We start from the raw sequence: 25,221 nt of genomic DNA on the forward strand, positions 1-25,221 counted from the left end.
TGATGGGCGGTTGGGCGTGCGGCGGAGTGGAGTCGATGAGAGCGGCGCGGTCGGGCGGGGCGGGGGAGTGGCGCCGATGAACGGCGTGCGGCTGGCGTTCTCGTGGCTGACGGTGCTGCCCGTGCGCGGCCCGGACGACGTCGACCGGGCGGTGGCGGCGCGGGCGATCAGGCTCGCGCCGGTGGTGGGCGCCCTGCTCGGGGGCGGCGCGGCGGCGTTGATGTGGGTGCTGACGGCGGCCGGAATGGGCACCGTGCTCGCCGGATTCGTGACGGTGGGCGGGCTGGCGCTGGCCACCCGGGGCATGCACCTCGACGGCCTCGCCGACACCCTGGACGGGCTGGGCTGTTACGGTCCGCCCGAACGGGCCCGCGAGGTCATGAAGAGCGGCGGGGTGGGGGCCTTCGGCGCGGCTGCGTTGGTCTTCGTTATCGCCATTCAGGCGTTTTCATTCGGGGCGCTCGCGGAGTCCGGGCGCTGGCCCGCCATCGTGCTCGTGGTCGCTGTGGGCCGGGTCGCGGTCGTGCTGGCCTGCATGCTTCCCGCCGAGGCCGCCCCCGGCTCTGGATTCGGTGTGTTAGTCGCCAGAACCCAATCCGTGCCGATCGCCCTGGCCTGGGCGATCTTCGCGATGGGCCTGTCCGCCCTCGCGATCGCACCCTACTACTCGCTCGGCCCGCTCGCCGTCGCCCTGGCACTCATCGCCGCCCTGTTCCTGACCCGGCACTGTGTGCGCCGCTTCGGCGGCCTCAACGGCGACATCCTCGGCGCGGCACTGGAACTCACCGTCGCGATCGTCGCCGCCCTGGCCACTCTGCACCCCTGATCGCGCGCCGCGTCGGTCCTGGTCCGCGCGCGACGTCGGCTGCCGGGCCGTGACATCCTCGGCGTCCTGCGCTGCCGTCTGATCAACCGCCGCTCGGCCCCGCGGGGCGGCAATCATGGTGCGCGCCGTAGGTGAGCGTCATACCCACGCTGGCCCAAGTGCCATCATCGGCCTGCCGGAGGGGACGCGCGGGCCGGACGCGCGAAGGTAGTCGAATCCGTTCGGACCGCCGATGGCGCCCGGTCAGCGGTCGGAGCGGGGGCGGGTGAGGGTGAACTTGTCGACGACGGTCAGGTCGCTGGTAGGCCCGGTGAGGGCGTAGTAGGTGGCGGTGATGGTGGTGTTGCCGCCCGGGTGGCCGGGATCGACGTCGAAGGCGCAGAAGCCGTACGGGTGCTCGGCGTCCTTGAAGGCCGACCACGGTGCGTCCTCGAGCACATAGACCGCGGCCTTCTTGCCGGTGGCGGGATTCACGTCGCCGACGGCGGTGACCACGCGGCAGTGGTTGCCGGGGAAGAACAGCTGGTTCGAGGGCAGCGAGGTGCCGCCACCCCCGATGACCAGGTGCACCGTGCCCTTGCTGGTGTCGATGACATCGGTGCGCGTGGAAACCGGCTGCGGGGTGAGGGTCTCGGTGCCCAGGTTCCCGCGCAGCGGATGCGATCGCTCGTAGTGATGTTCGTGCCCGGCCAGCACCAGATCGACCTGGTACTTGTCGAACAGCGGCAGCCACTCCTGGCGGATCGCCAGGTCCGCGCCGTTGAACTTGTCGGCCGAGGAGATCGCGGTCTGATGCATGAACACCACCACCCAATCGATCCCGCGGTCCGCACGGGCCTTTGCCAATTCGGCCTCCAGCCAGCGCTTCTGGGCGCCGCCGGAGTAGCCGCGCACATAGCTGCTGCCCGCGTCCTGGTAGCAGATGTCGTCGTTGGCGACCGCGATCACCCGCATCCCGCCGACCGTGAACGAGTACCACAGCCCGCGTGCGAGATCCTCGCTGCCGGAGTCCGGGACGGTGAAATACGTTTGGAACGCCTGATATCCGATCGGCCCGTTGCCCAGCTCGTTCTCGTGATTGCCGGGCGCGGGCATCCAGGGCCGGTAGCGGGCCGACCGGGAGTTGTTGGCCCACCAGTCGTTCCAGGTGCGGACACGGTCGGTGGCCAGGTTCGCGTAGCACAGATCGCCGTTGACGAGGTTGAACAGCGGCGCCACCCGCTCGATCCCGGCGGTCACATCGCCCGCGAACGGGGAGCCCAGATTGTCGTTGACGTAGGTGGGCAGCGCGTAACCCAGGCCCGCATCGAACGCGGGAGTACCCTGCACCTTGCCCAGCGTGGGCGTGCCCTGATCGCCGAAGCTGGTGAACCGGAACGCCGCCCGGCCCGCGGGCGCGGTGCGCAGGGTGCCCAGATCCGGGGGCGCGCCGTCGTGCCCGGCCGCGTAGACGTAGTCGGTGTCGGGGGTCAGGCCGCTCAGCCGCGCGTGGTGGGCCTGAATCTCGATGCCGGATTTGGCATCCCGATACGTCCGGGTCTCCGCCGCCACGGTCGTGCCGAAACCCTGTGCCGCCGTGCCGTATCGCACCACTGGCTTGCTCACCGAGCCCACGGTGTGCCAGGTCACCACCGCTTCCCGCGCGGCGTCGGCCCCGAACTGCAGATGCAACCCCGCGACCCGTGGCGCACCCGCCTTGTCCGCGCCCACCGCCAGCTCCGCCGACCGCGGCCATATCTCGGACGCCCCGGTGTTGTTGTCCCGCAGGGCCACCGCCCCGCCCGCACCGACGGCGAGACCCGCCACCGCGGCCCCCGCCGACGCACCGAACAGCCATCGACGGCTCACCCCTCGCCGCCCGGACGAATCCGCCGCTACGGCATTGGCCCGGCCTGCGGAATCGCCCGCGCGATTCCCCTGCGCGCCTTGTGATTCACCGCCGCCACTCGAACCGCGACCACTCGGTTCGCTGGCGGCAACGCCCGCATCGCCGCCGCGACCCGGCTCGACCATGCTCGTCACGCCCCCTGGCTCGGGTTCGCCCCTCGCCTCGGCATCGCCGCCGCCGGGTTCGGTGCCCGCGTTCTCGACGGCGGGCCCGGTGCTTCCGCCCGAACCTGTTCCGCCCGATTCGGGTTCGCCGCCAGGCTGGGCGCCCGCTGCGCGATTATCCGGCTTGCCGTCGACGCCCTCGCCGAAATTGGGGGAATCCTCGCGGTCGGTCATGGGTATCACCTAACTCGCACACGGTTCTCCGAGTACGACGACACGGCAAAATCCAGATGAACCAACACCTGGCGATTGCGGACGGCTCGGCGCGGACCGGATCGGGCACCGCAGGTCCGGGTGCGTGCGCCGTACCTCCGACCGGCCGCGCGAGCCATCGCTCGCAATGACCACGGGAATTCACCCCCTTACCGGACAATGGGGATCGTTTGGTGATCATGTCCCGGATCCGATGGGAGCCGTCGTTATGCACGATGACCGCCGGTTGATCGAAGATCGTCTCGCCCGGGTGCTGAAGGATCGCATCACCCCGGCGATCTACCCGGAGTCGGTGCCGCTGCAGGCCTCGATGTGGGTCGCACCCGACGAGCCGGTGCCGGTTGCGGAGGGACTGGCCGCACCGCGGAAACCCGTCGAGCCGGGCGCGCGGTGGGGCGCGCCGTGGGGCACCAGCTGGCTCACGGTCCAGGGCACGGTGCCGGCGGAGTGGGCGGGGCGGACCGTGGAAGCGATCATCGACCTGGGGTTCGACGGGTCGATGACCGGTTTTCAATGCGAGGGCCTGGTGTATCGGCCCGACGGATCGCCGGTGAAGGGCCTGCACCCGCGTAACCAGTGGGTGCGGGTGGCGGCGCCCGCCGTCGGCGGAGAGCGCGTGCTGCTGCACGTGGAGGCCGCCTCGAATCCGATGATCCCGTTCTTCTCGCCGAACACCCTCGGCGACAAGGAGACCGCGACGGATGAGCCGCAATACCGGCTGGGTCGAATGGATCTGGCGATCTTCGACGAGGAGGTCTGGCAGCTGGTGCAGGACCTCGAGGTGCTCGGCGAACTCTCACACGAGCTGCCGGGGGATTCGGCACGTCGCTTCGACATTCTGCGCGCGATCGAGCGCGCGCTGGACAGCGTCGATCTGCAGGACGTGAACGCCACCGCGCCGGCGGCGCGCGCGTGCCTGGCCGAGGTGCTGGCCGTTCCGGCCGCGCCCTCGGCACATACGATCAGCGCGGTCGGGCACGCGCACATCGACACCGCATGGCTGTGGCCGTTGCGGGAGACGGTGCGCAAGGTGGCCCGAACCACCGCGAACATGACCGCGCTGCTGGCCCAGGAGCCCGAATTCGTCTACACGATGTCCCAGGCGGCGCAGTACGACTTTCTGAAACGGCACCGCCCCGAGGTCTACGCGACGGTGAAAGACGCGGTGGCACAGGGCCGTTTCGTGCCCAGCGGCGGCATGTGGGTCGAATCGGACACGAATATGCCCGGTTCCGAGGCCATGGCCCGGCAGTTCGTGCACGGCAAGCGGTTCTTCCTGCGGGAGTTCGGCATCGAGAACCAGGAGGCCTGGCTGCCGGACACCTTCGGATTCGCCGCGGGCCTGCCGCAGATCATCCGGGCCGCCGGGTCCAGATGGCTGCTGACGCAGAAGATCTCGTGGAGCCAGATCAACAGCTTTCCGCACCACACCTTCCTGTGGGAGGGCATCGACGGCACCCGGATCTTCACCCACTTCCCGCCCGTCGACACCTACAACTGCTCGATGCGCGGCAGCGAGATCGCGCACGCGGCACGGAATTTCAAGGACAAGGGCCGCGCGAGCACCTCGCTGGCCCCGACCGGCTGGGGTGACGGCGGCGGCGGGACGACGCGGGAGATGATTGCCAAGGCCGCCCGCCTGCGCGATCTGGAGGGCTCGCCGCGGGTGGCGTGGGACAGCCCGGGTGCCTTCTTCGCCAGGGCGGAGGCCGAATACGAGCATCCGCCGGTCTGGGTGGGCGAGCTCTACCTGGAGCTGCATCGCGCCACGCTGACCACGCAGGCGAAGACCAAGCAGGGCAACCGGCGCAGCGAACATCTGCTCCGGGAGGCCGAGCTGTGGGCGGCCACGGCGGCGGTCCGCAAGGGAGCCGGGTATCCGTACGAGGAGCTGGATCGGATCTGGAAGACGGTGCTGCTGCACCAATTCCACGACATCCTGCCCGGCTCGTCGATCGCCTGGGTGCACCGGGAGGCGGAGCGAACCTACGCGGAGGTGGCCGCCGAGCTGACGGCGATCATCGAACGGGCGCAGTGGGCGCTCGGCGGCGAACGAACGGGGCCGAACATCTGCAATCCGGCGCCGCATGCGTGGCGGTCGATTCCGGCGGGCGGCGCGGCCCCGGCGGACCCGCCGGAGCTGTGCTCGGTGGCCGAGCGTGCCGGCGGCGGTTTCGTGCTGGACAACGGCCTGCTGCGGGTCGAGGTCGACGGTCGTGGCCTGGTGGTATCGCTGTTCGAGGTGCGCACTCGGCGCGAGACGGTGCCGCCGGGTGCGGCCGCGAATCTGCTGCAGCTCCATCCCGATCTGCCGAATTCCTGGGACGCCTGGGATGTCGACATGTTCTATCGCAATCGCGTCGCCGACCTCACCGATCTGTACCTTCTTGCCGCCGTCACCGACACGCACGGCTCCCCGGCGCTGCGTGTGGGCCGGAAGTTCGGAACATCCACGGTCGTGCAGACCCTGTCACTCCCGCCGGGCGCGCGGGGCCTGGAGATCCACACGGTGGTCGACTGGCACGAGACCGAGAAATTCCTGAAACTGACCTTCCCCCTGGACATTCACGCCGACCGCTATGCCTCGGAAACCCAGTTCGGGCACGTATTCCGGCCCACCCACACCAATACCAGCTGGGAGTACGCCAAATTCGAGGCGTGCAACCACCGGTTCGTCCACGTCGCGGAGCCGGGCTGGGGCGTGGCGCTGGTCAACGACTCCACCTACGGTCACGACCTGACCCGCGCGGTCCGTGCCGATGGCGGCACGACGACCACCCTGCGCGCCTCGCTGCTACGGGCGCCGCGCTTCCCCGACCCGGAAACCGACCAGGGCAAGCACAGCTTCCGGCATGCCCTGATTCCCGGCGCGGAGATCGGGGACGCGGTGCGCGAGGGCTATCGCATCAATCTCCCGCCGCGCCAGGGGATCGCCGACCCCGTCGAGCCACTGTTCACCGTCGACAACGACGCCGTGGTGACCAGCGCGGTCAAACTGGCCGACGACGGCAGCGGAGATGTCGTGCTGCGCGTCTACGAGGCGCACGGCGGCCGCGCCTCGGCACTGGTGACACCGGGTTTCGGCACCACCGGATTCGAGGTCTGTGACCTGCTCGAGCGCCCGCTGGGGCAGGACGCGCCACCGAGTCCGGATGGCGCTGCGAGCCCGCAGGGTGCTGTGAGTCCGCAGGGTGCCGCGAGTTCGGAGGGAACTGGGGTCCGCCTGCGGCTGCGACCTTTTCAGCTTGTCACGCTCCGCTTCGCCCGCTCCGCAGAATCGCCTGCGGACTGATCCCGCAGCGGCGTAACGCAATCCGGCATTCCGATCTCGAGGTCATCCGGGCCGAAGCTTCCGGATGACCTCGCGGCGAAACCTACAGCCGCACCGGATACGTGGGCTGCTCGATAGCGGGCTTGATCCGGTCCTCGACGAAGATCCCGTGCCAGATCATGAAGATCAGCACCGTCCACAGCCGGCGGCTGTGGTCGACTCCGCCGGTGCGGTGCGCCTCGAGCATCGCCGAGACGGCCGCCTTGTTCAGCAGGTGGTCGGTCTGGGACTCGGCGATCTGCGCCGCGGCCCAGTCGTAGAGTTCCGGGCCGCGCAGCCAATGCCGCAGCGGCACGGGGAATCCCAGCTTGGGACGGTGCAGCACGTGCGCCGGGACGATCTCCTCCAGTGCTCGCCGCAGGGCGTACTTGGTGGTCTCCTTGGTGATCTTCTGCTCATACGGCAGCCGCTCGGCGACCGCGAACACCTCCGGATCCAGGAACGGCACCCGCAGTTCCAGGGAGTTGGCCATGGTCATCTTGTCGGCCTTGACCAGGATGTCGCCGCGCAGCCAGGTGAACAGGTCCAGGTGCTGCATGCGCGCCACCGGGTCCCAGCCCCGCGAGCCGGCGTAGATCGGCGCGGTGACGTCCCGGTGGGTCCACTCCGGGCGGAACTCGCGCAGCACCGAGCGCAGCTGGGCGTCGCTGAAGCTGCGGGCATTGCCGTAGTAGCGCTCCTCGAGGGGGAGCGACCCGCGGTGCAGCAGGCTCTTGCCACGGGTGCCGTCGGGAATCCGGTCCGAGAGCTTGCCCACGAGTTTGCGTACCCCGCCGGGCAGATATTCGAAAGGCCTGAGCGACAACGGCTCCCGATAGATCGTGTACCCGCCGAACAGCTCGTCCGCGCCCTCCCCGGACAGCACCACCTTGACGTGCTTGCGCGCCTCCTTGGCCACGAAATACAGCGGCACCAGCGCCGGGTCGGCGACGGGATCGTCGAGGTACCAGACGATCTCGGGGATCGCGGCGGCGTACTCCTCCGGGCTCACCATCCGCACGAAGTGCTTGGCGCCGATGGCGGCGGCGGTCTCGGCGGCGACGTCGGCCTCGGAGTATCCCTCGCGCTCGAAGGCGGAGGTGAAGGTGAGCAGGTTCGGGTTGTGCTGGATCGCCAGCGCCGCGGTCGCGGTGGAGTCGATGCCGCCGGACAGGAAGGCGCCGACCGTCACGTCCGCGCGCATGTGCTTGGCGACCGAATCCCGCAGCACCTCCGCGATCTCGTGATAGCGGTGCTCGGGGGAGTTGGGGCGGCCCGCGATGCGGGGTGCGTGCGCCGTCGCCCCGGACGGCTCGCCGAACGGCACCACGCGGAACGTCGGCTCGAAATACCGCGTCACCTTCGGGGCCTGGCCCGGCTGCAGCGTCGCATAGCAGCCCGACTCCAGCCGGCGGACGTCCCGGTGCAGCGTTTCGGGCTCGGGCACGTACTGCAGCACCGTGTAGTGCTCGAGCGCCCGCGGGTCGATCGCATCGGAGAGGCCCAGGGCGGGAAGCAGGTCCAGCAGGCTCTTCTTCTCGCTCGCGTAGGCGGTGCCGCCCGGGCCCGTCGCGAGGAACATCGGCTTGATGCCGAACGGGTCGCGCGCCAGCACCAGCTGCTGGGTCTCGGTATCCCAGATCGCGAACGCGAACATTCCCCGCAGCCGCGAGAACGCCTCGGTGCCCCAGTGGTGGTAGGCCGCGACGATGGCCTCGCCGTCACCCTCGGTGTGGAATTGCGCGCCGTGCTCGGTCGCCAGCTGCTCGCGCAGCTCGAGGTAGTTGTAGATCTCCCCGTTGAATGCGAGCGCGTATCGTTCGGGGCTCTCGGCGGGCCCCCAGCGCAGCGGCTGGTGCGAATGCTCGATATCGATGATCGACAGGCGGTTGAAGCCCAGGATGATGTGTTCGTCGTGCCAGGTGCCGCGCTCGTCCGGGCCACGGTGACGCCCGCACTGCAGCGCCTCGTACACCTGGTGGACAACGTCGTCGGCCGCCACATCAGCGGTCAGAAATCCGAGCAGGCCACACACTGGGTCGAGAACCTCGTTTCCGGGATCGGGGTACGTGCAGGGAGAAGTCTGAAATCCAGTCACAGAGTCTATCCAGGTTTTCCAGGGTGGGGGCGATACAGGACCGAGGGATGGGGCGCTGCGGGCCGCCGGATGTGCCCGCACCCCCGCTACCTCCACCGTTGCGATCTCTGGAGTGTCGAATCCGACCCGGGCACAACGCGGTACCCGGTTTGGTCTACGCTGCGTAGTACTCAGGGAACTCCCGGGCTGGTTCGTGCGTTAGCACCCCCGCCGGTGAGCTCCTCGAACGTGCTGAAATGTGCCGTCCGGTCGACCCGGGCGGCGCCGAGTCGGATATGACGACCAGGAAGGCGTTGAGCGTGGCGCACAAGGCGAGCGAAGCGATAGGGGCGCGGCCCGACGGGGGCGCTACCTCCGGCGGACGGGGCCGCATGCTTCGGCGGGCCGGGCTGGCGGTGTCTTTGGCGATCACCGTCATGGCCGTCTCGGGCTGCTCGATCGACAATCCCGTACTGCGGTTCGGGTGGCCCTCGGGTGTGACCCCGCAGGCGACCAAGATGCGGGAGCTGTGGACGTGGTCGGTCATCGCCGCGCTGGCGATGGGTGTGCTGGTGTGGGGCCTGACGTTCTGGACGGTCACCTTCCACCGCAAAAAACCGAACTCCCCGGAGTTCCCCCGGCAGACCGGCTACAACGTGCCGCTGGAGCTGACCTACACGGCGATCCCGTTCGTGATCATCGCGGTGCTGTTCTACTTCACCGTGGTCGTGCAGAACTACGTCGCCGAGATGAAGCCGAACCCGGACGTGACCGTCGACGTGACGGCCTTCCAGTGGAACTGGAAGTTCGGCTACCAGCACGTGACGATGACCGACGGCACGTCCTACGACGGCGTCGACAAGACCCGTCAGGGCATGGACCAGCAGATCCTCGACGAGTACAAGGACCGTCAGGCGCACGGCCACCCGCAGCCGGGCCCGGACAACGGTAAGCCCGAGAACGACATCAGCTACCTGCACTACGACAAGGTCGAGACCGTCGGCTCCAGCTCGGAGATTCCGGTTCTGGTGCTGCCCACCAACCGGGTGATCGAGTTCCAGCTCGCCTCGGCCGACGTCATCCACTCCTTCTGGGTGCCGGAGTTCCTGTTCAAGCGCGACGTGATGCCGAACCCGAAGGAAAATCACTCCGAGAACATCTTCCAGATCACCAAGATCGAGAAGACGGGCGCCTTCGTCGGCCGCTGCGCGGAGATGTGCGGTACCTACCACTCGATGATGAACTTCGAGGTCCGCGCCGTGACCCCGGACAAGTTCGACCAGTACATGAAGGCCCGTGAGGCCGGTGAGACCACTGCCGAGGCCCTGTCGAGCATCGGGGAGTCGCCGGTGGCGGTGTCGACCCACCCGTTCAACCCCGACCGCACCGCGCGGTCGGCGTCCGAGGCCGAGAGCAAGTAAGGACTGAACTGATATGAAGGTCGAAGCGCGCATCTTCGAGCTGCTCACGGTGTTCTTCATCCTCGTGGCAGTCATCTACGCCTTCTTCACCGGCCAGTCCCGTACCGGTGTGGAGTGGGCGGGCACCACCGCGATCGTGCTGACCGCGGGCCTGACCCTGATCGTGGGCACCTACTTCCGCTTCGTGGCGCGCCGTCTCGATCTGCGCCCCGAGGATTTCGAGGAGGCCGAGATCGTCGACGGCACCGGTGACCTGGGCTTCTTCTCGCCCGGTAGCTTCTGGCCCATCTTGCTGGCCGCCTCCGCCGCGGTGACCGCCACCGGGTTCGCGTTCTTCCAGCTGTGGCTGATCGCCCTCGGCGTGATCTGCATCCTGGCCGCGGCCGCCGGTCTGGTGTTCGAGTACCACATCGGTCCCGAGAAGCACTAGCCCGCAGCAGAATCCAGCAGCGCCCCGGCCGAATTCGGCCGGGGCGCTGTGCTGTTTGCGGGTGCCGCTCCTGCCGGATATCGGCACGAGCGGCGATCCGCGGACTACTCGGGCGAGTGGTATCGGCGGGCGCGCTCGGACTGGCAGATGTCCTCGATGGCCGCGGTGATCTCCCGCAGCGACTCGGTGGTGCCGGATCGGCCGGGATAGCCGGTCGCGGGCCGCAGGCGGCAGGTGAAGCTGATGAAACCGTGGTCCTCGCCCGCGAGCTCGTGCAGCCGGGGGGAGCGCACGCCGTAGGTCAGGGCGGAGATGACGGTGAAGCAGTCGCTGCGCTCGCGATACTCCGAGAACAGGTCGTGCAGGCGATGGAAGACCGAGGTGTAGGTCGACAGCGGCGCGAACACCGCCACGCGATAGGCCGGTCCGCGCTCGGACGAGCTGATCACGGTATCGGCCAGGTATTCGGCGTCGCGCAGCGTCAGCACCTTGGGGGAGAACATCAGCGCGCCCGCGGCGGCGTTGCGGACCGGCATTCCGGCACGCCCGTTCGCCGCCGAGGCGATCGCGCCCAGCGATTTGCGCGCCCGCGCCCCGAGTTCGCGCCGGGCCCGCAGCGACGGGGTGGCGGCGGTCGGATGCAGGCTGGACCACTGCCCGAAGCGCACCGTGCCCAGCTGAATGTTGCCGGTGCCGACCGGGCGTGAGACCCGCAGCGGCGCGGTGTCGACCCAGCGGCCCACCTGCAGCATCGCGTCGCCGGGGTGTTCGATCGAGGAGAGGGTGTGCTCGACGAAGGTGTCGAAATCCAGGAAGCGGTGCGCGTCCGAGGTCAGCCAGGTGTGATCCTTGTCGACCTCGACGGCCTGCAGGGTGAGTGCGGTGATGATGCCGGTGCGCCCGGCCCCGCCGAGGATGCGGTGGAAACGCTCGGCGTGGTGGTTGCGCCCGCAGGTCCCGAATCGTCCTTCGGGATCGACGTATTCGAGCCCGACGACGTTGTCGCTGAACATGCCGTAGCGGTGCGAGGCCGTGGACAGGCCGCCCACGGCGGCGAATCCACCCGCGGTGATCTCGCGGTGATCGCCCACGATGGGCAGGCCCAGCCGGTGCGCGGCCAGGGTGCGATCGATGTCGGACAGCCGCGCGCCGGCCTGCACCCGCACCAGCCGCGCCTCGGCGTCGACGGCCTGCACCCGGTTCATCCGGCGCAGCGACAGCACGATGCGCCGATCGGGTGGGGCCGGTTCGCTGTCGTGCTCGCCCTCGTGGTCGCTGCCGTGTTCGCCACCCCGGACCGTCAGCGGCTGGGGCCGTGAATCGCGCACGGTGCGAACGACATCGGCGGTATCGCGCGGTAGATATTCCTCAGGGAGGGCGGACAGCGACGTGCTCATGCCTCCACCTCGCCGGCGCTCGGCTCCGGCACGAGCACGCCCGTGAATGTGCTTATTTTCCGGTCGCTGCGCTCCCTCATGGCCACAAACTTAACCACAGTTACGCCCTCCCGTCTGCCCCGAACGTGCGGCGTTCCTGAGACACGCCGAACCGTCCACATGCCGGTGGGACAACTCGCGTCGATCCTGCTGCGCCGCAGACGAATCGGTGCTGGTCGTAAGGGTTCGGTCGGCTCTCGGCGCGGTTACCGGACCCGGCGTCCGAGGACGGCAACCGGTTGGCGTCGAGCATTGCGGCGGTGGGACTCTGGGCCGCTGCGTTTCGGCTGGTCGGGAGCCGGTCGTCGGGAATCGGAGAGCGTCGCATCGCGGGTGGTCGATTCGCGTGGTGACATGCGCGACTAGATCTTGTGAATGCGCCCGATGGGCGAGTAGGTATGTGCTATGACCACGATTCTCGTGACCGGGGGCAGCGGCGTCCTCGGCAGGCATATCGTCGAACGATTGCAGGGGCACGAGGTGCGGGTGCTGTCGCGGCGGGCCGGGGCCGGGACGCACGTCGGGGATCTCAGCACCGGGGAGGGGGTGCGGGAGGCCGCCGACGGTGCGGATCTCATCGTCCACGCCGCCTCGGACTTCAAGAAGTTCGGCAAGCCGGACCTGGAGGGAACCCGCACCCTGCTCGCGGCGGCGGGCGAGGCTCGGCATCTGCTGTATGTGTCGATCGTGGGCATCGATCGGATCCCGTTCCGGTACTACCGGAACAAGCTGGCCTGCGAGCAGTTGATCGAGGGCAGCGGCGTGCCGCACACCATCCTGCGAGCCACCCAGTTCCACGATCTGATCGCCCAGGCCCTGCATTCTGTCGAGCGGCTCCCGATCGCTCCGCTGCCGCTGGACTTCCGCTTCCAGACCGTCGCGACCGCCGATGTGGCCGCCCGCATCGCCGAGCTCGTCGTCGGTGAACCCCTCGGGCGCGCACCGGATTTCGGCGGTCCGGAGGTGCTGACGCTGGGGGAGATGGCACAGACCTGGCGTGCGGCCCGCTCGGGCCCGCGTCGTGCGGTCCGAATCCCGTTGCCGGGCACCGTCGCCGGGGATTTCCGTCAGGGGCTCAACACCTGTCCGTCCCACACGGACGGTACCCAGACCTGGGCGCAGTACGTCGCAACCTACAGCGGCAAGCCGTACCGGCTGTTCGGGTAATCGGAGGTCGCGGGCTCGCCGTGTCGTGTCCCCGACCGGGCCGTCACCCGAAAGTCGGGCGACCGGGCGGGGCACAGTTGCCGAGATGGCTATGCGGCCGCCGGTCCGGCCAGTGGTATCGCTGTCGGCAGCAGGGCTCGATTCGTAGCCGTCAGTGCTGGGCCAGGGCCGCGCTCAGTGTGTCGGCGACGGCCTTGGTGGCGGCGCCCAGAGCCTCGAGGGCGTCGGCCGACAGCAGGGTGTCGGGGCAGGCGACGACGGCCGCGACGACGGTGGGGCCCAGGAAGATCGGGGCGGCGACCGTGACGACGGCGTTCTCGGGGCCCAGTTCGTCGGGGAGGTAGTCGATGGTGATGAGGTCGGCGATCATGGCGCCCAGGCGGTTGCGCAGCGGATCGGTGACCGGGGAGTTGCGAAGCGCCGCAAGGGCTCCCAGCATCGGGGCCGAATCGTCGGCGAGGCGCTCCACGGAATAGCCGCGGGCGCGCACCGCGTCCAGGACGGCGAGGAGACGATCGCGGTGGGCCGGATCGGCGGTGGCGAGCCAGGCCGCACGCTCGGAATCCGGTGCCCACGCCAGGAATTCGCGGACCACCGGGGGCGCCAGCGGCAGGCGGCGGCCCGGGCGGATCCAGGGCAGCGGCGGGGTGCCCGCGACCTCGGTGACCACGACCGCGCCCTCCTCGCGCTCGGCCAGGAATGACGGAATGCCCTGGCGCGCGGTGAATTCCCGCAGCGGTCCCAAGGCCAGCCGGCGCAGGGGGAAGGCCGTTTCGGCGCGGCGGGCGACGGTGAGCAGGCCCAGGCCCAGGCCGTAATTGCCGTCGCTGTCGCGGATGGTCCAGCCGTCGGCGGTCAGCTGCGTGAGCACGGCGTGGGCGGTGGCGCGGGACAGGGGCGTCTCGCGGACGATCCGCGCCAGTGACAGCCGCTCGGCGGGGTGGCGGGACAGCAGTGCGATCACCCGCACGACGCGGTGCGTGGGCGGGGATGCGGGCGCTGCGGTGCCGTTTTCCGGAGTGCCGCCGCCCGAACCGCCATTTTCTGAAACAGGTTCTTGACCGGCGGGCCGTGCACGGCCTATCGTCGGTGTCACAATACCGAACAATAGCGTCGAATAGTCGACACCGCAACCCGGGATTCGCCCGGCCGTCATGATGGCGGAGGTGTTCTCTTCGATGCGGTGAGTGAGTGAGCGTGTAATGCGGACCGGATACGAGTTGTCGCATCTGGCGGCCCTGGAGGCCGAATCGGTGCATATATTCCGTGAGGTCGCCGCGACCTTCGAGCGGCCGGTGCTGTTGTTCTCGGGAGGCAAGGATTCCGCGGTCATGCTGGAGCTGGCGCGCAAGGCGTTCTGGCCCGCGCCGCTGCCGTTCGCGCTGATGCATATCGACACCGGTCACAACTTCGACGAGGTGATCGAGTTCCGGGACCGCACCGCGGCCCGGGTCGGCGCGCGGCTGCTGGTGGCGCGGGTGCAGGACGACATCGACGCGGGCCGGGTGGTGGAACTGCCCGGGCAGACCCGTAATCGGCTGCAGACCACGACGCTGCTGCGCGCGATCGCCGAGCAGCGGTTCGACGCGGTGTTCGGCGGCGCGCGGCGCGACGAGGAGAAGGCACGCGCCAAGGAACGGGTCTTCAGCTTCCGGGACGAGTACGGCGCCTGGGAGCCACGGGCCCAGCGCCCGGAGATCTGGAACCTCTACAACGGCAAACACCGTGCGGGCGAGCACATTCGGGTGTTCCCGCTGTCCAACTGGACCGAGCTGGACATCTGGGAGTACATCGACCGGGAGGCGGTGGAGCTGCCCTCGCTGTACTACGCGCACCGGCGGCGGGTGTTCCGGCGTGACGGAATGCTGCTGGCGGAGAACAGATATCTGTCCCCGGGCGCCGACGAGCCCCTCGCCGAGACCACAGTGCGCTTCCGCACCGTCGGCGACGCGACCTGCACGGGCTGCGTCGAGAGCACGGCCGCCGACGCCGCGGCCGTGATCGCCGAGACCGCCGTCACCCGGCTGACCGAGCGCGGTGCGACCCGAGCCGACGACCGAATCTCCGAGTCGGGCATGGAAGACCGGAAGCGAGAGGGCTACTTCTGATGAGCGAGCGTAGCGAGAGAATCGTGTTACAGCGTCCTCGGGTCATGACGGAGCCGAGCGCCAGCGAGGCGCAGTCATGAGCCGAAACTTGTTGCGCCTGGCCACCGCGGGCAGCGTCGACGACGGCAAGTCCACGCTGATCGGCCGCCTGCTCTACGACTCGAAGAATCTGTTCACCGATCAGCTCGCGGCGATCGAGCGGGTCAGCGCCCAACGTGGCGACGCCGCAGCGGATCTGGCGCTGGTGACCGACGGGCTGCGCGCGGAACGCGAGCAGGGCATCACCATCGACGTCGCCTACCGCTACTTCACCACGCCGCGACGGAAATTCATCATCGCCGACACCCCGGGGCACGTGCAGTACACCCGCAACATGGTGACCGGCGCCTCCACCGCCGACCTCGCACTGATCCTGGTCGATGCCCGCAAGGGAGTTGTCGAGCAGACCCGCCGCCACGCGTTCCTGGCCTCCCTGCTGGGGGTGCCGCACATGACGGTGTGCGTGAACAAGATGGACCTGGTCGGCTGGTCCGAGCAGCGATTCGACGAGATCCGCGCCGAATTCGCCGATTTCGCGGCAAAACTGACCGTCGGCGACCTGACCTTCGTGCCGGTCTCCGCGCTGCTGGGCGACAACGTCGTCGAGCCGTCCGCGCAGACTCCCTGGTACCCCGGCCCCACCCTGCTGCGCCACCTCGAGGACGTGCACATCGCCTCGGACCGCAACCTCATCGATGCCCGGCTGCCGATCCAGTACGTGCTGCGTCCGGGTGCGGCGGAGGCGGCGGATTCCGTTGCGGCACATCGGGCATACGCGGGCACCATTTCCGGCGGGATCTTCAAACCCGGCGACGAGGTCGTCGTCCTGCCGTCGGGGCGCAACACCCGGGTGCGCGAGATCTGGGCGCCGGGCGGCGCGGAGGTATCCGAGGCGTTCACCGGCATGGCGGTCGCGCTCACGCTGGACGACGACATCGACGTGGGTCGCGGTGACATGCTCGCCCGGCCCGGTAATCGCCCGCACGTGGATCGCCACATCGACGCCATGGTCTGCTGGTTCTCGGACTCCGCCGTACTGCGGCCAGGAGCGGAGTACTCCGTGCGGACCGCGGCCCAGAGCACCCGGGTGCGGGTCACGGGGCTGGACTATCGGCTCGACGTCAACACGCTGCATCGCGAGACCGGCTCGCAAAGCCTGGCGCTCAACGACATCGGCCGGTTGTCGCTGCGCGCCCAGCAACCGCTGCTGTTCGATCCCTACCGGGACAATCGCCGCACCGGCAGCTTCATCCTCGTCGACGAGGCCACCAATCAGACGGTGGCGGCGGGCATGATCGTGGCGCGCGAGACGGGGACCTCCGCGGCATCGGTGGTCTGGCACAGCTCCGCCGTCGGGCGCGCCGAGCGGCCGCACAGCGGCGCGACCGTCTGGCTCACCGGGCTGTCCGGCTCCGGAAAGTCCACGATCGCGGTGGAATTGGAGCGCCAGCTGGTGGCCGCGGGCCGTCCGGCGTACCTGCTGGACGGGGACAATCTGCGGCACGGCCTCAATGCCGATCTCGGCTTCTCCGACGACGACCGCCGCGAGAACATCCGCCGGGTCGCCGAGGTCGCGGCGCTGTTCGCCGATGCCGGTGTGGTGGTGATCGTCTCGCTGATCAGCCCGTTCGCGGCGCAGCGCGAGCGGGCGCGGGAGGTGCACGCCGCGCGCGCCCTGCCGTTCACCGAGATCTTCGTCGACACCCCGCTGCACGTGTGCGAGCAGCGGGATCCCAAGGGGCTCTACGCCCGTGCCCGGGCGGGGGAACTGCGCGAGTTCACCGGCATCGACTCCCCGTACGAGCGCCCCGAGCACGCCGAGTTCGTCTTCACCCCCGAGGACGGCACACCCGCCGAGGTTGCCGCCCGGATCCGGGACGAGCTGGAACTCCTGTAGCGCACCGCCTTTCCCACGACACGAAGCAGGTATCGAATGGAACACTCACCCGCACAGACGGCACCCGAACCCCCGTTGTCCGCGCCGCTGCAGGCCGCGATCGCCGAGGCCGAAAGGCTCATCGCCACGGCCGATTTCATCACCGACGAACACGATCTGGCCGAGGGCTACGAATACCTCGCGGGCAGTATCGCCGCGGTCACGCAGCTCTCGGGCGTGCACGGCACCAGCCATCCGCAGTTCGTCAGCTCGACCGGGCCGTATACCAAGATGGGCCTGGACAATCCGGACACGCTCTACTACCACGCGAATGTCGAACCCGGCGCGGAGTACCTGGTGACCGGCACCCGCGGCAGCACGGTGGACCTCAGCTTCCAGGTGCTCAAGGGCGATTACACCGCCACGGACGTGCCCAACGGCGACGACGCGTTCGACGATCGGCGCGTGGAGATCGATGCCGACGGCGGCTTCCGGCTGCGCTTCGGCCCGCCGAAGGAGAACCCCGGCCCGAACTATTTCGTGCTGGGCGAGGGCGCCTCGATGCTCGCGGTGCGCGAGGTGTACGGGGATTGGACGCGCGAACGCAAGGGCACCATCCGCATCGAGCGCGTCGACACCGTCGGTACCGCGCCCGTCCCGTCGGATCTGGACCGCCAGCGTAAACGGTACCGGGCGGCGGCCCGAATGCTGGTGCAGCGCATCCACACCTGGTTCAACTTCCCGAAGTGGTTCTACCTGGACCTTCCGGTGAACACGCTCACCGCGCCCCGGCTTACTCCGGGCGGGCTGAGCACGCAGTTCTCCTCGGTGGGGCATTTCGATCTCGCCGAGGACGAGGCGCTGCTGATCACCGTGCCCGAATCCGATGCGCCGTATCAGGGTTTCCAGCTGGGCAGCCGCTGGTACATCTCGCTGGACTACGTCAACCATCAGACGAGCCTGAACAGCGCGCAGGCGCAGGTGGATCCGGACGGCATGATCCGCATGGTGGTGTCGGCGCGTAATCCCGCCATCGCCAACTGGATCGAAACCACCGGACGCCGGCGCGGCATTCTGCAGTTCCGCTGGCAGCGGGTCGCGCGCGAGATGACCGCGGCCGACGGCCCGAGCGTGCAGGTGCTGGCGGTCGATGAGGTGGCGAAGTATCTGCCGCACTACGACACCAACCGGATCGACGAAGAGGGCTGGCGCGCACGGATTTCCGATCGGCAGCGCGCCTTCGCGGAGAGGATGCTGTAGTGGGACTGCTCGACGACAAGGTGGTCGTGGTCAGCGGCGTCGGTCCCGGCCTGGGACGGTCGATCTGCCTACAGGCCGCGGGCCAGGGGGCAAAGGTCGTGCTCGCCGCGCGCACTGAATCCCGCCTGGCCGAAGTGGCCGCCGAGATCGAGGCCGCCGGTGGCGTGTCGCTGAGCGTGCCCACCGACATCACCGACGACGCCGCGGTGGGGAACCTGGTCTCCCGCACCGTCGAAACATTCGGCCGGGTGGACGCGCTGGTGAACAACGCCTTCTCGGTGCCCTCGATGAAACCGCTGGAGCGCACCGATTTTCAGCAGATCCGCGACAGCGTCGAGCTGACCGTGCTGGGCGGGCTGCGGGTGACGAAGGCCTGCACCGACGAGCTCGCCAAGTCCCAGGGATCGGTCGTGATGATCAATTCGATGGTGCTGCGGCACTCCGAACCCCGTTACGGCAGTTACAAGGTGGCCAAGGCGGCGTTGCTGGCCATGTCGCAGACCCTCGCGACGGAGCTGGGGGACAGGGGAATTCGCATCAACACCGTGGCGCCCGGCTACATCTGGAGCGATCAGCTGAAGTGGTACTTCGGCGAGGTCGCGAAGAAGTACGGCAGCACCGCCGAGCAGGTGTACGAGCAGACCGCGAGCCGGTCGGACCTGAAGCGCCTGCCCGAGCCGGACGAAATCGCCCGCGCCGTGGTGTTCTTCGCCTCCGACTGGTCCAGCGCCATCACCGGTCAGACCCTCGACGTGAACTGCGGCGAATACCACTTCTGAGAAGGAATGCGATGACAGTACGTACCGATGTGGGCACGGTCGAGGACCTGCACGCCTCCGCGACCAAGGTCTGTGGTCTCACCGACTTCGGCCCGGACGACTACCGCGAGCCACTGGGCGTCCTGCTGGAGTCCTACCGGCGCGACGCGGATCTCACCGAGCTCGGCAGCAAGATGAACCGGTACTTCCTGCGCGGGGCGCTGGTGGCACGCGCGCTGAGCGAGGCGTCCTGGCGGGCGCACCCGACCTATGCCGACACCCCGGTCACCAGGCCGATTTTCGTCACCGGCCTGCCACGTACCGGGACCACCGCCCTGCACCGGCTGCTGGCCGCGGATCCGGGCCATCAGGCGCTGGAGATGTGGCTGACCGAGTTTCCGCAGCCGCGCCCGCCGCGGGAGACCTGGGCCGACAACCCGATCTACCAGCAGATCGACGCGGGCTTCGCCCGGCACCACCTGGAGAACCCCGAATTCATGGGGCTGCACTACATGACCGCCGCGGAGGTCGAGGAGTGCTGGCAGCTGCTGCGCCAGACCGTGAAATCCATCGCGTACGAGAGCCTGGCCTATCTGCCGACCTATTCGCAGTGGCTGCAGGGACAGAACTGGACGAATGCCTATGTGCGGCATCGCAAGAACCTGCAGCTGATCGGGTTGGGCGACCGGCGGCGCTGGATCCTGAAGAATCCCAGCCACCTGTTCGCCCTGGACGCGCTGCTGGCGGTCTATCCGGACGCGCTGATCATCCAGACCCACCGCGATCCGGTGACCGTGCTGGCGTCCTCGTGCAGCCTGTCCGAGCACACCACGAAGGGCTGGTCGAATACGTTCTCCGGCAAGGTGATCGGCGAGACACAGCTGGAGCTGTGGTCGCGCGGGTTGCGCGAGTTCACCGCCGCCCGTGCGCGGCACAACCCGGCTCAGTTCATCGACGTCGACTTCGCGGATCTGCGCTCCGATCCGCTCGGGACGGTCGAATCCATCTACCGTGCCTTCGGTATCGAGTTCACCGACGCCGCGCGTGCCGCGATGACCGCGCTGGACCAGGAGAGCCGAAGCGGCGACCGCAAGCCGGTGCACCGCTACGAACTCGCCGAGTACGGGCTCGCCGAGGATCAGGTGCGGGCGCACTTTCCGGGCTGATTCCGCGGTGGTGGAGGGCTATCCGATTGCACCGCCATCCGGATTCGCCTACGGTGTGGGCGATTCGGGTGGAGGGATAGCGAATGACCGAGGCGGAGCACAACCACGAGGCTGTGCCGGACGACACTGTGCCGGAAGAGATGCCGGACGAGACGGTGTCGGACGAGGAGGTGCACTTCGAGACCAACAACATCGTGTTCCAGTACGGCGAGGACGACAGGGTCGTGCAGATTCCCGTCCCGGCGCTGGCCGAGGACGGGTACCGGCAGGCGTGGCGCGGGGTGTTCCGGCAGTACCGGATGCCGGCCGAATCGGTGACGGCGATTATGTCGGAGTGGGAGCCGACCCCCACCGACGAGGCGTTCACCCAGCGCAATTTCCCCAATCTGCTCGAGCGCAGGGCGGTGTTCTCCCGGCCCGAACCCGAGGGCTGGCCCGAGGCGATCGCGGGTGCCCGGCGCCTGCGTGAGGCGGTCGCGCGCGCCCAGGAACAGCAGGAGCTCGAGAACCGGGTCGAGGAGATGAAGAACGACATCGCCGCCGCGCCGGAACGAATCGGGCTTCCGTTGCTGCGCACCGGATCCGAGCCGCCCGAGCTGCTGGCCTCGCACGCGCTCATTCCGGGCGGGCTGTACGTCGTGGTCGCGGGAGTGGCCCCGACCCCGCGCGGCACGCTGAATATGCAGTGGATCCTGCGGAACCAGCTGGAGGAGAAGAATATCGCCTTCGAGACGGTCCTCGCCGAAGCGGGCGAGAACCTGAAGCGCGGGCTGCGGATGGTGCTGCGCGGCGATGGACTCGAGGGCTCGGACGGCCGCATCCTGCACGTCGAGGGCGTCGACGCCACGCACATGCCCGCGGCCGCGGTCTCCCTGCCGGACTTCACTGAACGGGTCATCGACATTCTGGACGGCGATCGCTTCGTCGCCGGATTCCCCTGTGAGGACCACCTTTTCGTCGCCCGCGCGGACACGCCCTCGGCCGCGAAGGTCTCCGAGATGGTCAGCGCGCCACACGAGTGCGGCTCGGACGTGACCCCCACGGTCCTGCTGCTCGAGCCGGACGGCATGCGGGTTCTCGAACAGTTTCCGCGCTAGCGCGGGATCGCATCGGCGGCAGTGGAACTCGCCGCCGTGCGGTCCGTCTCCGAGTTCAGCCGGCGTCGTCCATGAGGTCGAAGGCACCGCGGATAAGTGCCTGGCCCTCGGCAAGGGGCGCGATGGCGTCCAGCGCGGTCTCCGGATCGGACATGAGCAGCGCGACGACCAGGCCGTGGCCTTGCTTGGTGCGTACCAGGTATTGCAGGGTCAGCACTCCCGGCTCTTGGCCACCCTTGTACCACACGGTGGGAAATCGGTTGCGGTCCAGGCCGATTCCGGCATCGCCCAGCGACAGGGCGTGATCGATCTCCGGCTGGTCCAGGCTCGCGAGCCCGGCGTAGGCGCGGCAGATGTCGGCCGGGGAGGCGAACCATTCGATCGAGTCGATGAACCGGGGTTCGGGCCAGATCCGGCGCGGATCGGGCAGCGGCCGAGCCTCCAGGCGCTCCAGCATCGCCAGCCGTTCCGGCTCGGACAAACGCGGATAACGGTGGGCATCACCGGAATCCGGGTCGAATTTGAACTGGAAGAACGCCTTGGTGGACGGGAACGGCCGATTCGTCTCCGGTGACGCATGGCCGAACAGCGCCAGCTGGCGTTGCACCGCCTCGCGGCCCAGGCGGTGCAGCAGGTGGTCGGTGGCGGTGTTGTCGCTGAGCGAAATCATGAGATCCGCGTACTCGGACAGCGGCGCCTCGGTGCCCGCCGGTAGATACTGCATCGTGCCCGCGGGGCTGCGGTGGTCCTCGCGGATCCTCAGCGGTTCGTCCCAGCGGGCCGAGCCCTGCGCGACGGCCTGCCCGAGCGCGCCGAGCACGTAGAGTTTGAACGCCGAGCCGGTCGGCCTGGGGACCTCGGCCTCGTGGCCGTGGATCAGCTCGCAGTGGCCGTCGGACCGAATCTCCATCGCCGCGAAGGATGCTCGTGGAGCCAGTGTGGCCAGCCGGGCGTCGAGCTCGGCCCACGAGGTGGGTGCGGGCTTGACGAGGGTGGCGGCGAGGCTGTCGATGAGTCCGGTGGGGCTCACGGTCAGATCGAGCAGGATCTCGATGTCGCGGCCGTGCATCGAGGCGTGCATGTGATCCGCTGTGCGGGTGTGTATCCGGCCCATCGTCAGCGGTCCGAGGCTCGCGAGGGCCGTCGAAATGCTGTCGCTTCCACCGTTTTCGAGCAGCGTGGGAGCGAGGTGTGTGGCGATCTCGCTCGCCGTCGGCGCTGGGTCGGCCACGGAGGCCTCGATTATCCATTGCAGTTGCGCGGCAACATGATCGGTGTCGGTGTCGGTGTCGGTGTCGGTCATGGGTCTTACCTCTCGGGTGTTCATCGAGCCAGGTGGTTGAGCAGGCGGGCGATGCGCCCGCGGTCGCGCCCGGGGGCCAGCCAGTCCGCGATGGCGGCCACGGCCTCGGGATCGACATGTTGCGGCGCTTGGTAATCCGCCGGGGTGGAGCGGCCGCTGCCGCGGAAGAACATGTGGTCGTCGGCCTCGAGAATGCGGATCGTCGTGTCCGGGTGCCCGGCGAGCCCGGCCCGCCAGCCGGCCAGGTCCTCGGCGAGCGTGACCTGATAGTCGCGGCCGCCCTGCAGGATCAGGATGGGTCGCTCCAGCGCCGCCGCGGTCGCCACCTGGTCGAATGCGCGCATGTCCAGCCAGTAGGAGGCGGGCATCCCGAACAGCAGCTCCGAGCCGGGGGTGTCGGGCGACAGGCCGGGATCCTCGGTCGCCGCGGCCGCCCGCGCGGTGGCCTCGGCCACGGTCTTCATCTCGGGGGCGGGGTCGGGTTCGAGCTCGGTCAGGTACTCGATGGTGCGCATGATCGAGCGGGGGAGCGGCACGGTGTCTCCGGCCATGATGATCACACCCGCGATCGAGGGCTCGGCCGCGGCGGCGCGCACCGCGGCCTTGCCGCCGCCGCTGTGTCCGGCGAGGTAGACCCGGTCCACGCCGGGCTGCTCCCGCAGGAGCCGGGCACCGGCGAGCGCGTGCGGCAGATACTCCTCGACCATCGTGTAGCCCGGGACGTTCTCCACCCCGGCGTGCGCGTGGCCGATCTTGTCGAAACGCACCACCGCGACACCGCGGCTGGCCAGGCCCCACGCCAGATCCTTGAACGGCTTGTTCGGCCCGGTGGTGACGTCGCGATTGTTGGGGCCGGAGGCGATCAGCACGACACCCGGACGGGGGCGGTCGCCCTTGGGCAGGGTGAGCGTGCCGGACACCGCATGCGGGCCGGATCCGAGGGTGACCTCCCGCTCGGTGAAGCGCCGTGGTGACGCGTATTTCGGTGGCGTCCAGTCCGATTCGCTCGGCGGGGCGAGCCGGAATCCGTGCAGCCTGCCCGCGTCGTCGACAGAGATGTGGACCTCGATGCCGCTGTTGTCGCCATTGACCGGAATCTTGGCCAGCATCAGTTCGTCGTGCAGCGGCGCGGTGGTGATCTCGCCCAGGCCGCGGACCGACCCGATTCTCGCGGTCTCGGACATCCACCCGAGCCGCACGGTGTTGGCCGACACCGCCGCGGCCAGTCTCGGCGCGAAGAGTTCCTCGATCTCCGAGAACCGCTCCGCGCGCAGCAGTTCCATCACGGTGGTGGCCACGGCCACGGCTTCGTTCTGTGTCGGGATCATCCCTCACAACCTTTCTCGTGTTATGAGAACGGTAGCAAGATATGAGAACATTGGGAAGTGGACGCTTTGGAACTTGTCGCGCACCCCGCCCGGATGCGGATCGTGCACGCGCTGAGCGGCGGGCACACGCTCACCACCGCCCAGCTGAGCGCGCGGATGCCCGATGTGTCGAAGGCGATGGTCTACCGGCACGTCGAGGCCCTGGCCGCGGCCGGAGTCCTGGAGGTAGCGGGCGAGCGCCGGGTGCGCGGCGCGGTCGAGCGCCACTACCGCCTGAACCGGGGCAGGGCCGTGGTCGACGAGGAGGCGGTCGCCCAGGCCACGATCGAGGACCATCGCCGCATCTTCACCACCGCGATGGCCGTGCTGATCGCCGAGTTCAACGCCTACCTCGACCGCGACGACGCCGACCCCGCCGCCGATCTCGTCGGCTACCGGCAGCACGCGGTCTGGCTCGACCGCGGCGAACTGGAGGGGCTCCTGCGCGACCTGCGCGAGGTGATCGTGCCGCGCATGCTGAACAAGCCCGCGCCCGACCGGACCCGATATCTGCTCAGCCCAATATTTTTCCCGGCTGGCGACCCCACTCCCGAACCGGAGTGAACCGCAGCTCGGCCGGCGAAAACCGTTGGCGCACGGGCGGTTGTGGATTTGGTCTTGCTATGGCCACCGGTTCTTCCTGAGCGGCAACGGGTCTGGCCGATGGATTGGGCGCCAGCTATACGATTGTGCTGGTCGTGAGCCGACGAGCCAGGATGAGAAGGGCGCGCGGCCGATCGCCGTACCCGGAACAGTCGGGACCGGGTACGGCGTCGGACTCGCCGCTCTCGTTGTGTGCGAGCTGGTCTCGTTCCAGCATTCGCGCGCACAGGCGCAGGACGACCTCGCGGAGAGTCAGGCCGAGGTCGGCGGCGCGGAATGCGGCCAGCTCCATGGCGAATTCGGTATGGACCGTGTCCGGGACGCTGAGGGTCTCGTCGAGCACCAGGCCGCTGATGGCCTGATCGCGCGTCAGCACCCGGTCGGGGAGCCAGCTCAGCACCCACATGCCGCCCTCGGCAATGGGGATCCGGTGCGCGGTCTCGGGTGTCACGGTGCTGGTGATCAACCCGTTGGTGATGTGCAGCGTCATGGGTCCCACCTCCTCGCGTGCGCGAATCGTGCTCCCGATGGTACGGACCGGCACCGGCTCGCTCAATCGAATTACCGCATGCCGCTTACTGTCTCGACGAGCGGACCGGCCGCGAGGAGTGCTGCCGGGTGAAGTCTCGTCATTCCTGGTATTGCTGCGGATCGAGAACGATTGCCGACACGATTTGAACGGTTAGTCCGATATCGGATGCGGCAGGAGTAG

19 protein-coding genes are annotated in these 25,221 nt (G+C 68.8%); 12 read left to right on the top strand and 7 right to left on the bottom strand.

What is annotated here, in order from left to right:
* The first annotated feature begins 76 nt into the window (after positions 1-76).
* Positions 77-826 carry an adenosylcobinamide-GDP ribazoletransferase gene (locus KO481_RS20945; RefSeq protein ID WP_215918981.1) on the top strand — a complete coding sequence of 250 codons (750 nt, stop codon included), beginning with the start codon at positions 77-79 and terminating at the stop codon, positions 824-826.
* A 243-nt stretch (positions 827-1,069) separates the two neighbouring features.
* Here KO481_RS20945 and KO481_RS20950 read toward each other — a convergent pair whose 3' ends face one another.
* Positions 1,070-3,052: a purple acid phosphatase family protein gene (locus KO481_RS20950; protein ID WP_245401276.1), complete on the bottom strand. Its 1,983-nt coding sequence runs from the start codon at positions 3,050-3,052 to the stop codon at positions 1,070-1,072.
* 247 nt (positions 3,053-3,299) lie between these two features.
* Here KO481_RS20950 and KO481_RS20955 point away from each other — a divergent pair, with 247 nt between their 5' ends.
* Positions 3,300-6,383: an alpha-mannosidase gene (locus tag KO481_RS20955; RefSeq protein WP_215918982.1), complete on the top strand. Its 3,084-nt coding sequence runs from the start codon at positions 3,300-3,302 to the stop codon at positions 6,381-6,383.
* Between the two features lie 82 nt (positions 6,384-6,465).
* Here KO481_RS20955 and asnB read toward each other — a convergent pair whose 3' ends face one another.
* Positions 6,466-8,436 (bottom strand): asparagine synthase (glutamine-hydrolyzing), encoded by a 1,971-nt coding sequence (gene asnB, locus KO481_RS20960; protein WP_215918983.1) that lies wholly within the window; start codon positions 8,434-8,436, stop codon positions 6,466-6,468.
* Positions 8,437-8,870: 434 nt separating this feature from the next.
* Between asnB and ctaC the strand changes: the two genes are divergently transcribed.
* Positions 8,871-9,899, top strand: coding sequence for an aa3-type cytochrome oxidase subunit II (gene ctaC / locus KO481_RS20965; RefSeq protein WP_245401314.1), 1,029 nt, complete (start codon positions 8,871-8,873; stop codon positions 9,897-9,899).
* A gap of 13 nt (positions 9,900-9,912) precedes the next feature.
* Complete coding sequence (locus KO481_RS20970; protein ID WP_215918987.1) at positions 9,913-10,329, top strand: cytochrome c oxidase subunit 4; 417 nt, start codon at positions 9,913-9,915, stop codon at positions 10,327-10,329.
* Positions 10,330-10,433: 104 nt separating this feature from the next.
* On the opposite strand, the gene KO481_RS20975 is transcribed toward KO481_RS20970, so the two are convergent.
* On the bottom strand, positions 10,434-11,726 hold the full coding sequence (locus KO481_RS20975; RefSeq protein ID WP_215918989.1) for an FAD-binding oxidoreductase: 1,293 nt from the start codon (positions 11,724-11,726) through the stop codon (positions 10,434-10,436).
* Positions 11,727-12,170: 444 nt separating this feature from the next.
* Between KO481_RS20975 and KO481_RS20980 the strand changes: the two genes are divergently transcribed.
* The gene (locus tag KO481_RS20980; RefSeq protein ID WP_215918991.1) at positions 12,171-12,932 is read left to right on the top strand and encodes an SDR family oxidoreductase; all 762 of its coding nucleotides are present in this window, start codon (positions 12,171-12,173) and stop codon (positions 12,930-12,932) included.
* Positions 12,933-13,083: 151 nt separating this feature from the next.
* On the opposite strand, the gene KO481_RS20985 is transcribed toward KO481_RS20980, so the two are convergent.
* Complete coding sequence (locus KO481_RS20985) at positions 13,084-13,902, bottom strand: helix-turn-helix domain-containing protein (protein WP_308166717.1); 819 nt, start codon at positions 13,900-13,902, stop codon at positions 13,084-13,086.
* A 232-nt stretch (positions 13,903-14,134) separates the two neighbouring features.
* Between KO481_RS20985 and cysD the strand changes: the two genes are divergently transcribed.
* The 6 genes from cysD to KO481_RS21015 all read left to right on the top strand — a co-directional run bounded on the left by cysD (position 14,135) and on the right by KO481_RS21015 (position 21,236).
* Positions 14,135-15,040, top strand: coding sequence for a sulfate adenylyltransferase subunit CysD (gene cysD, locus KO481_RS20990; protein WP_215919605.1), 906 nt, complete (start codon positions 14,135-14,137; stop codon positions 15,038-15,040).
* A gap of 76 nt (positions 15,041-15,116) precedes the next feature.
* Complete coding sequence (gene cysC, locus KO481_RS20995) at positions 15,117-16,976, top strand: adenylyl-sulfate kinase (RefSeq protein WP_215918995.1); 1,860 nt, start codon at positions 15,117-15,119, stop codon at positions 16,974-16,976.
* Positions 16,977-17,012: 36 nt separating this feature from the next.
* Positions 17,013-18,215 (top strand): hypothetical protein, encoded by a 1,203-nt coding sequence (locus tag KO481_RS21000; RefSeq protein ID WP_215918997.1) that lies wholly within the window; start codon positions 17,013-17,015, stop codon positions 18,213-18,215.
* A complete protein-coding gene (locus tag KO481_RS21005; RefSeq protein ID WP_215918999.1) occupies positions 18,215-18,994 on the top strand; it encodes an SDR family oxidoreductase in 780 nt (259 codons plus the stop codon). Before KO481_RS21000 ends, KO481_RS21005 begins: the two co-directional genes overlap by 1 nt.
* 11 nt (positions 18,995-19,005) lie before the next feature.
* Entirely contained in the window at positions 19,006-20,139 is a 1,134-nt protein-coding gene (locus tag KO481_RS21010; RefSeq protein ID WP_215919001.1) for a sulfotransferase family protein, read from the top strand.
* Positions 20,140-20,222: 83 nt separating this feature from the next.
* On the top strand, positions 20,223-21,236 hold the full coding sequence (locus KO481_RS21015) for a hypothetical protein (RefSeq protein ID WP_215919003.1): 1,014 nt from the start codon (positions 20,223-20,225) through the stop codon (positions 21,234-21,236).
* A gap of 55 nt (positions 21,237-21,291) precedes the next feature.
* Here the strand turns inward: KO481_RS21015 and KO481_RS21020 are convergent, their stop codons facing one another.
* Positions 21,292-22,539, bottom strand: coding sequence for a serine hydrolase (locus KO481_RS21020; RefSeq protein WP_215919005.1), 1,248 nt, complete (start codon positions 22,537-22,539; stop codon positions 21,292-21,294).
* 20 nt (positions 22,540-22,559) lie between these two features.
* Entirely contained in the window at positions 22,560-23,867 is a 1,308-nt protein-coding gene (locus tag KO481_RS21025; RefSeq protein WP_215919007.1) for an alpha/beta hydrolase family protein, read from the bottom strand.
* Between the two features lie 57 nt (positions 23,868-23,924).
* Here KO481_RS21025 and KO481_RS21030 point away from each other — a divergent pair, with 57 nt between their 5' ends.
* Positions 23,925-24,470: a helix-turn-helix domain-containing protein gene (locus KO481_RS21030; RefSeq protein ID WP_215919017.1), complete on the top strand. Its 546-nt coding sequence runs from the start codon at positions 23,925-23,927 to the stop codon at positions 24,468-24,470.
* 115 nt (positions 24,471-24,585) lie between these two features.
* Here the strand turns inward: KO481_RS21030 and KO481_RS21035 are convergent, their stop codons facing one another.
* Positions 24,586-24,999: a hypothetical protein gene (locus tag KO481_RS21035; protein WP_215919019.1), complete on the bottom strand. Its 414-nt coding sequence runs from the start codon at positions 24,997-24,999 to the stop codon at positions 24,586-24,588.
* Between the last annotated feature and the right edge of the window lie 222 nt (positions 25,000-25,221).

Origin of the sequence: Nocardia albiluteola (assembly GCF_018860155.1) — a bacterium.
In the GTDB taxonomy this organism is placed as follows: Bacteria; Actinomycetota; Actinomycetes; order Mycobacteriales; family Mycobacteriaceae; genus Nocardia; species Nocardia albiluteola.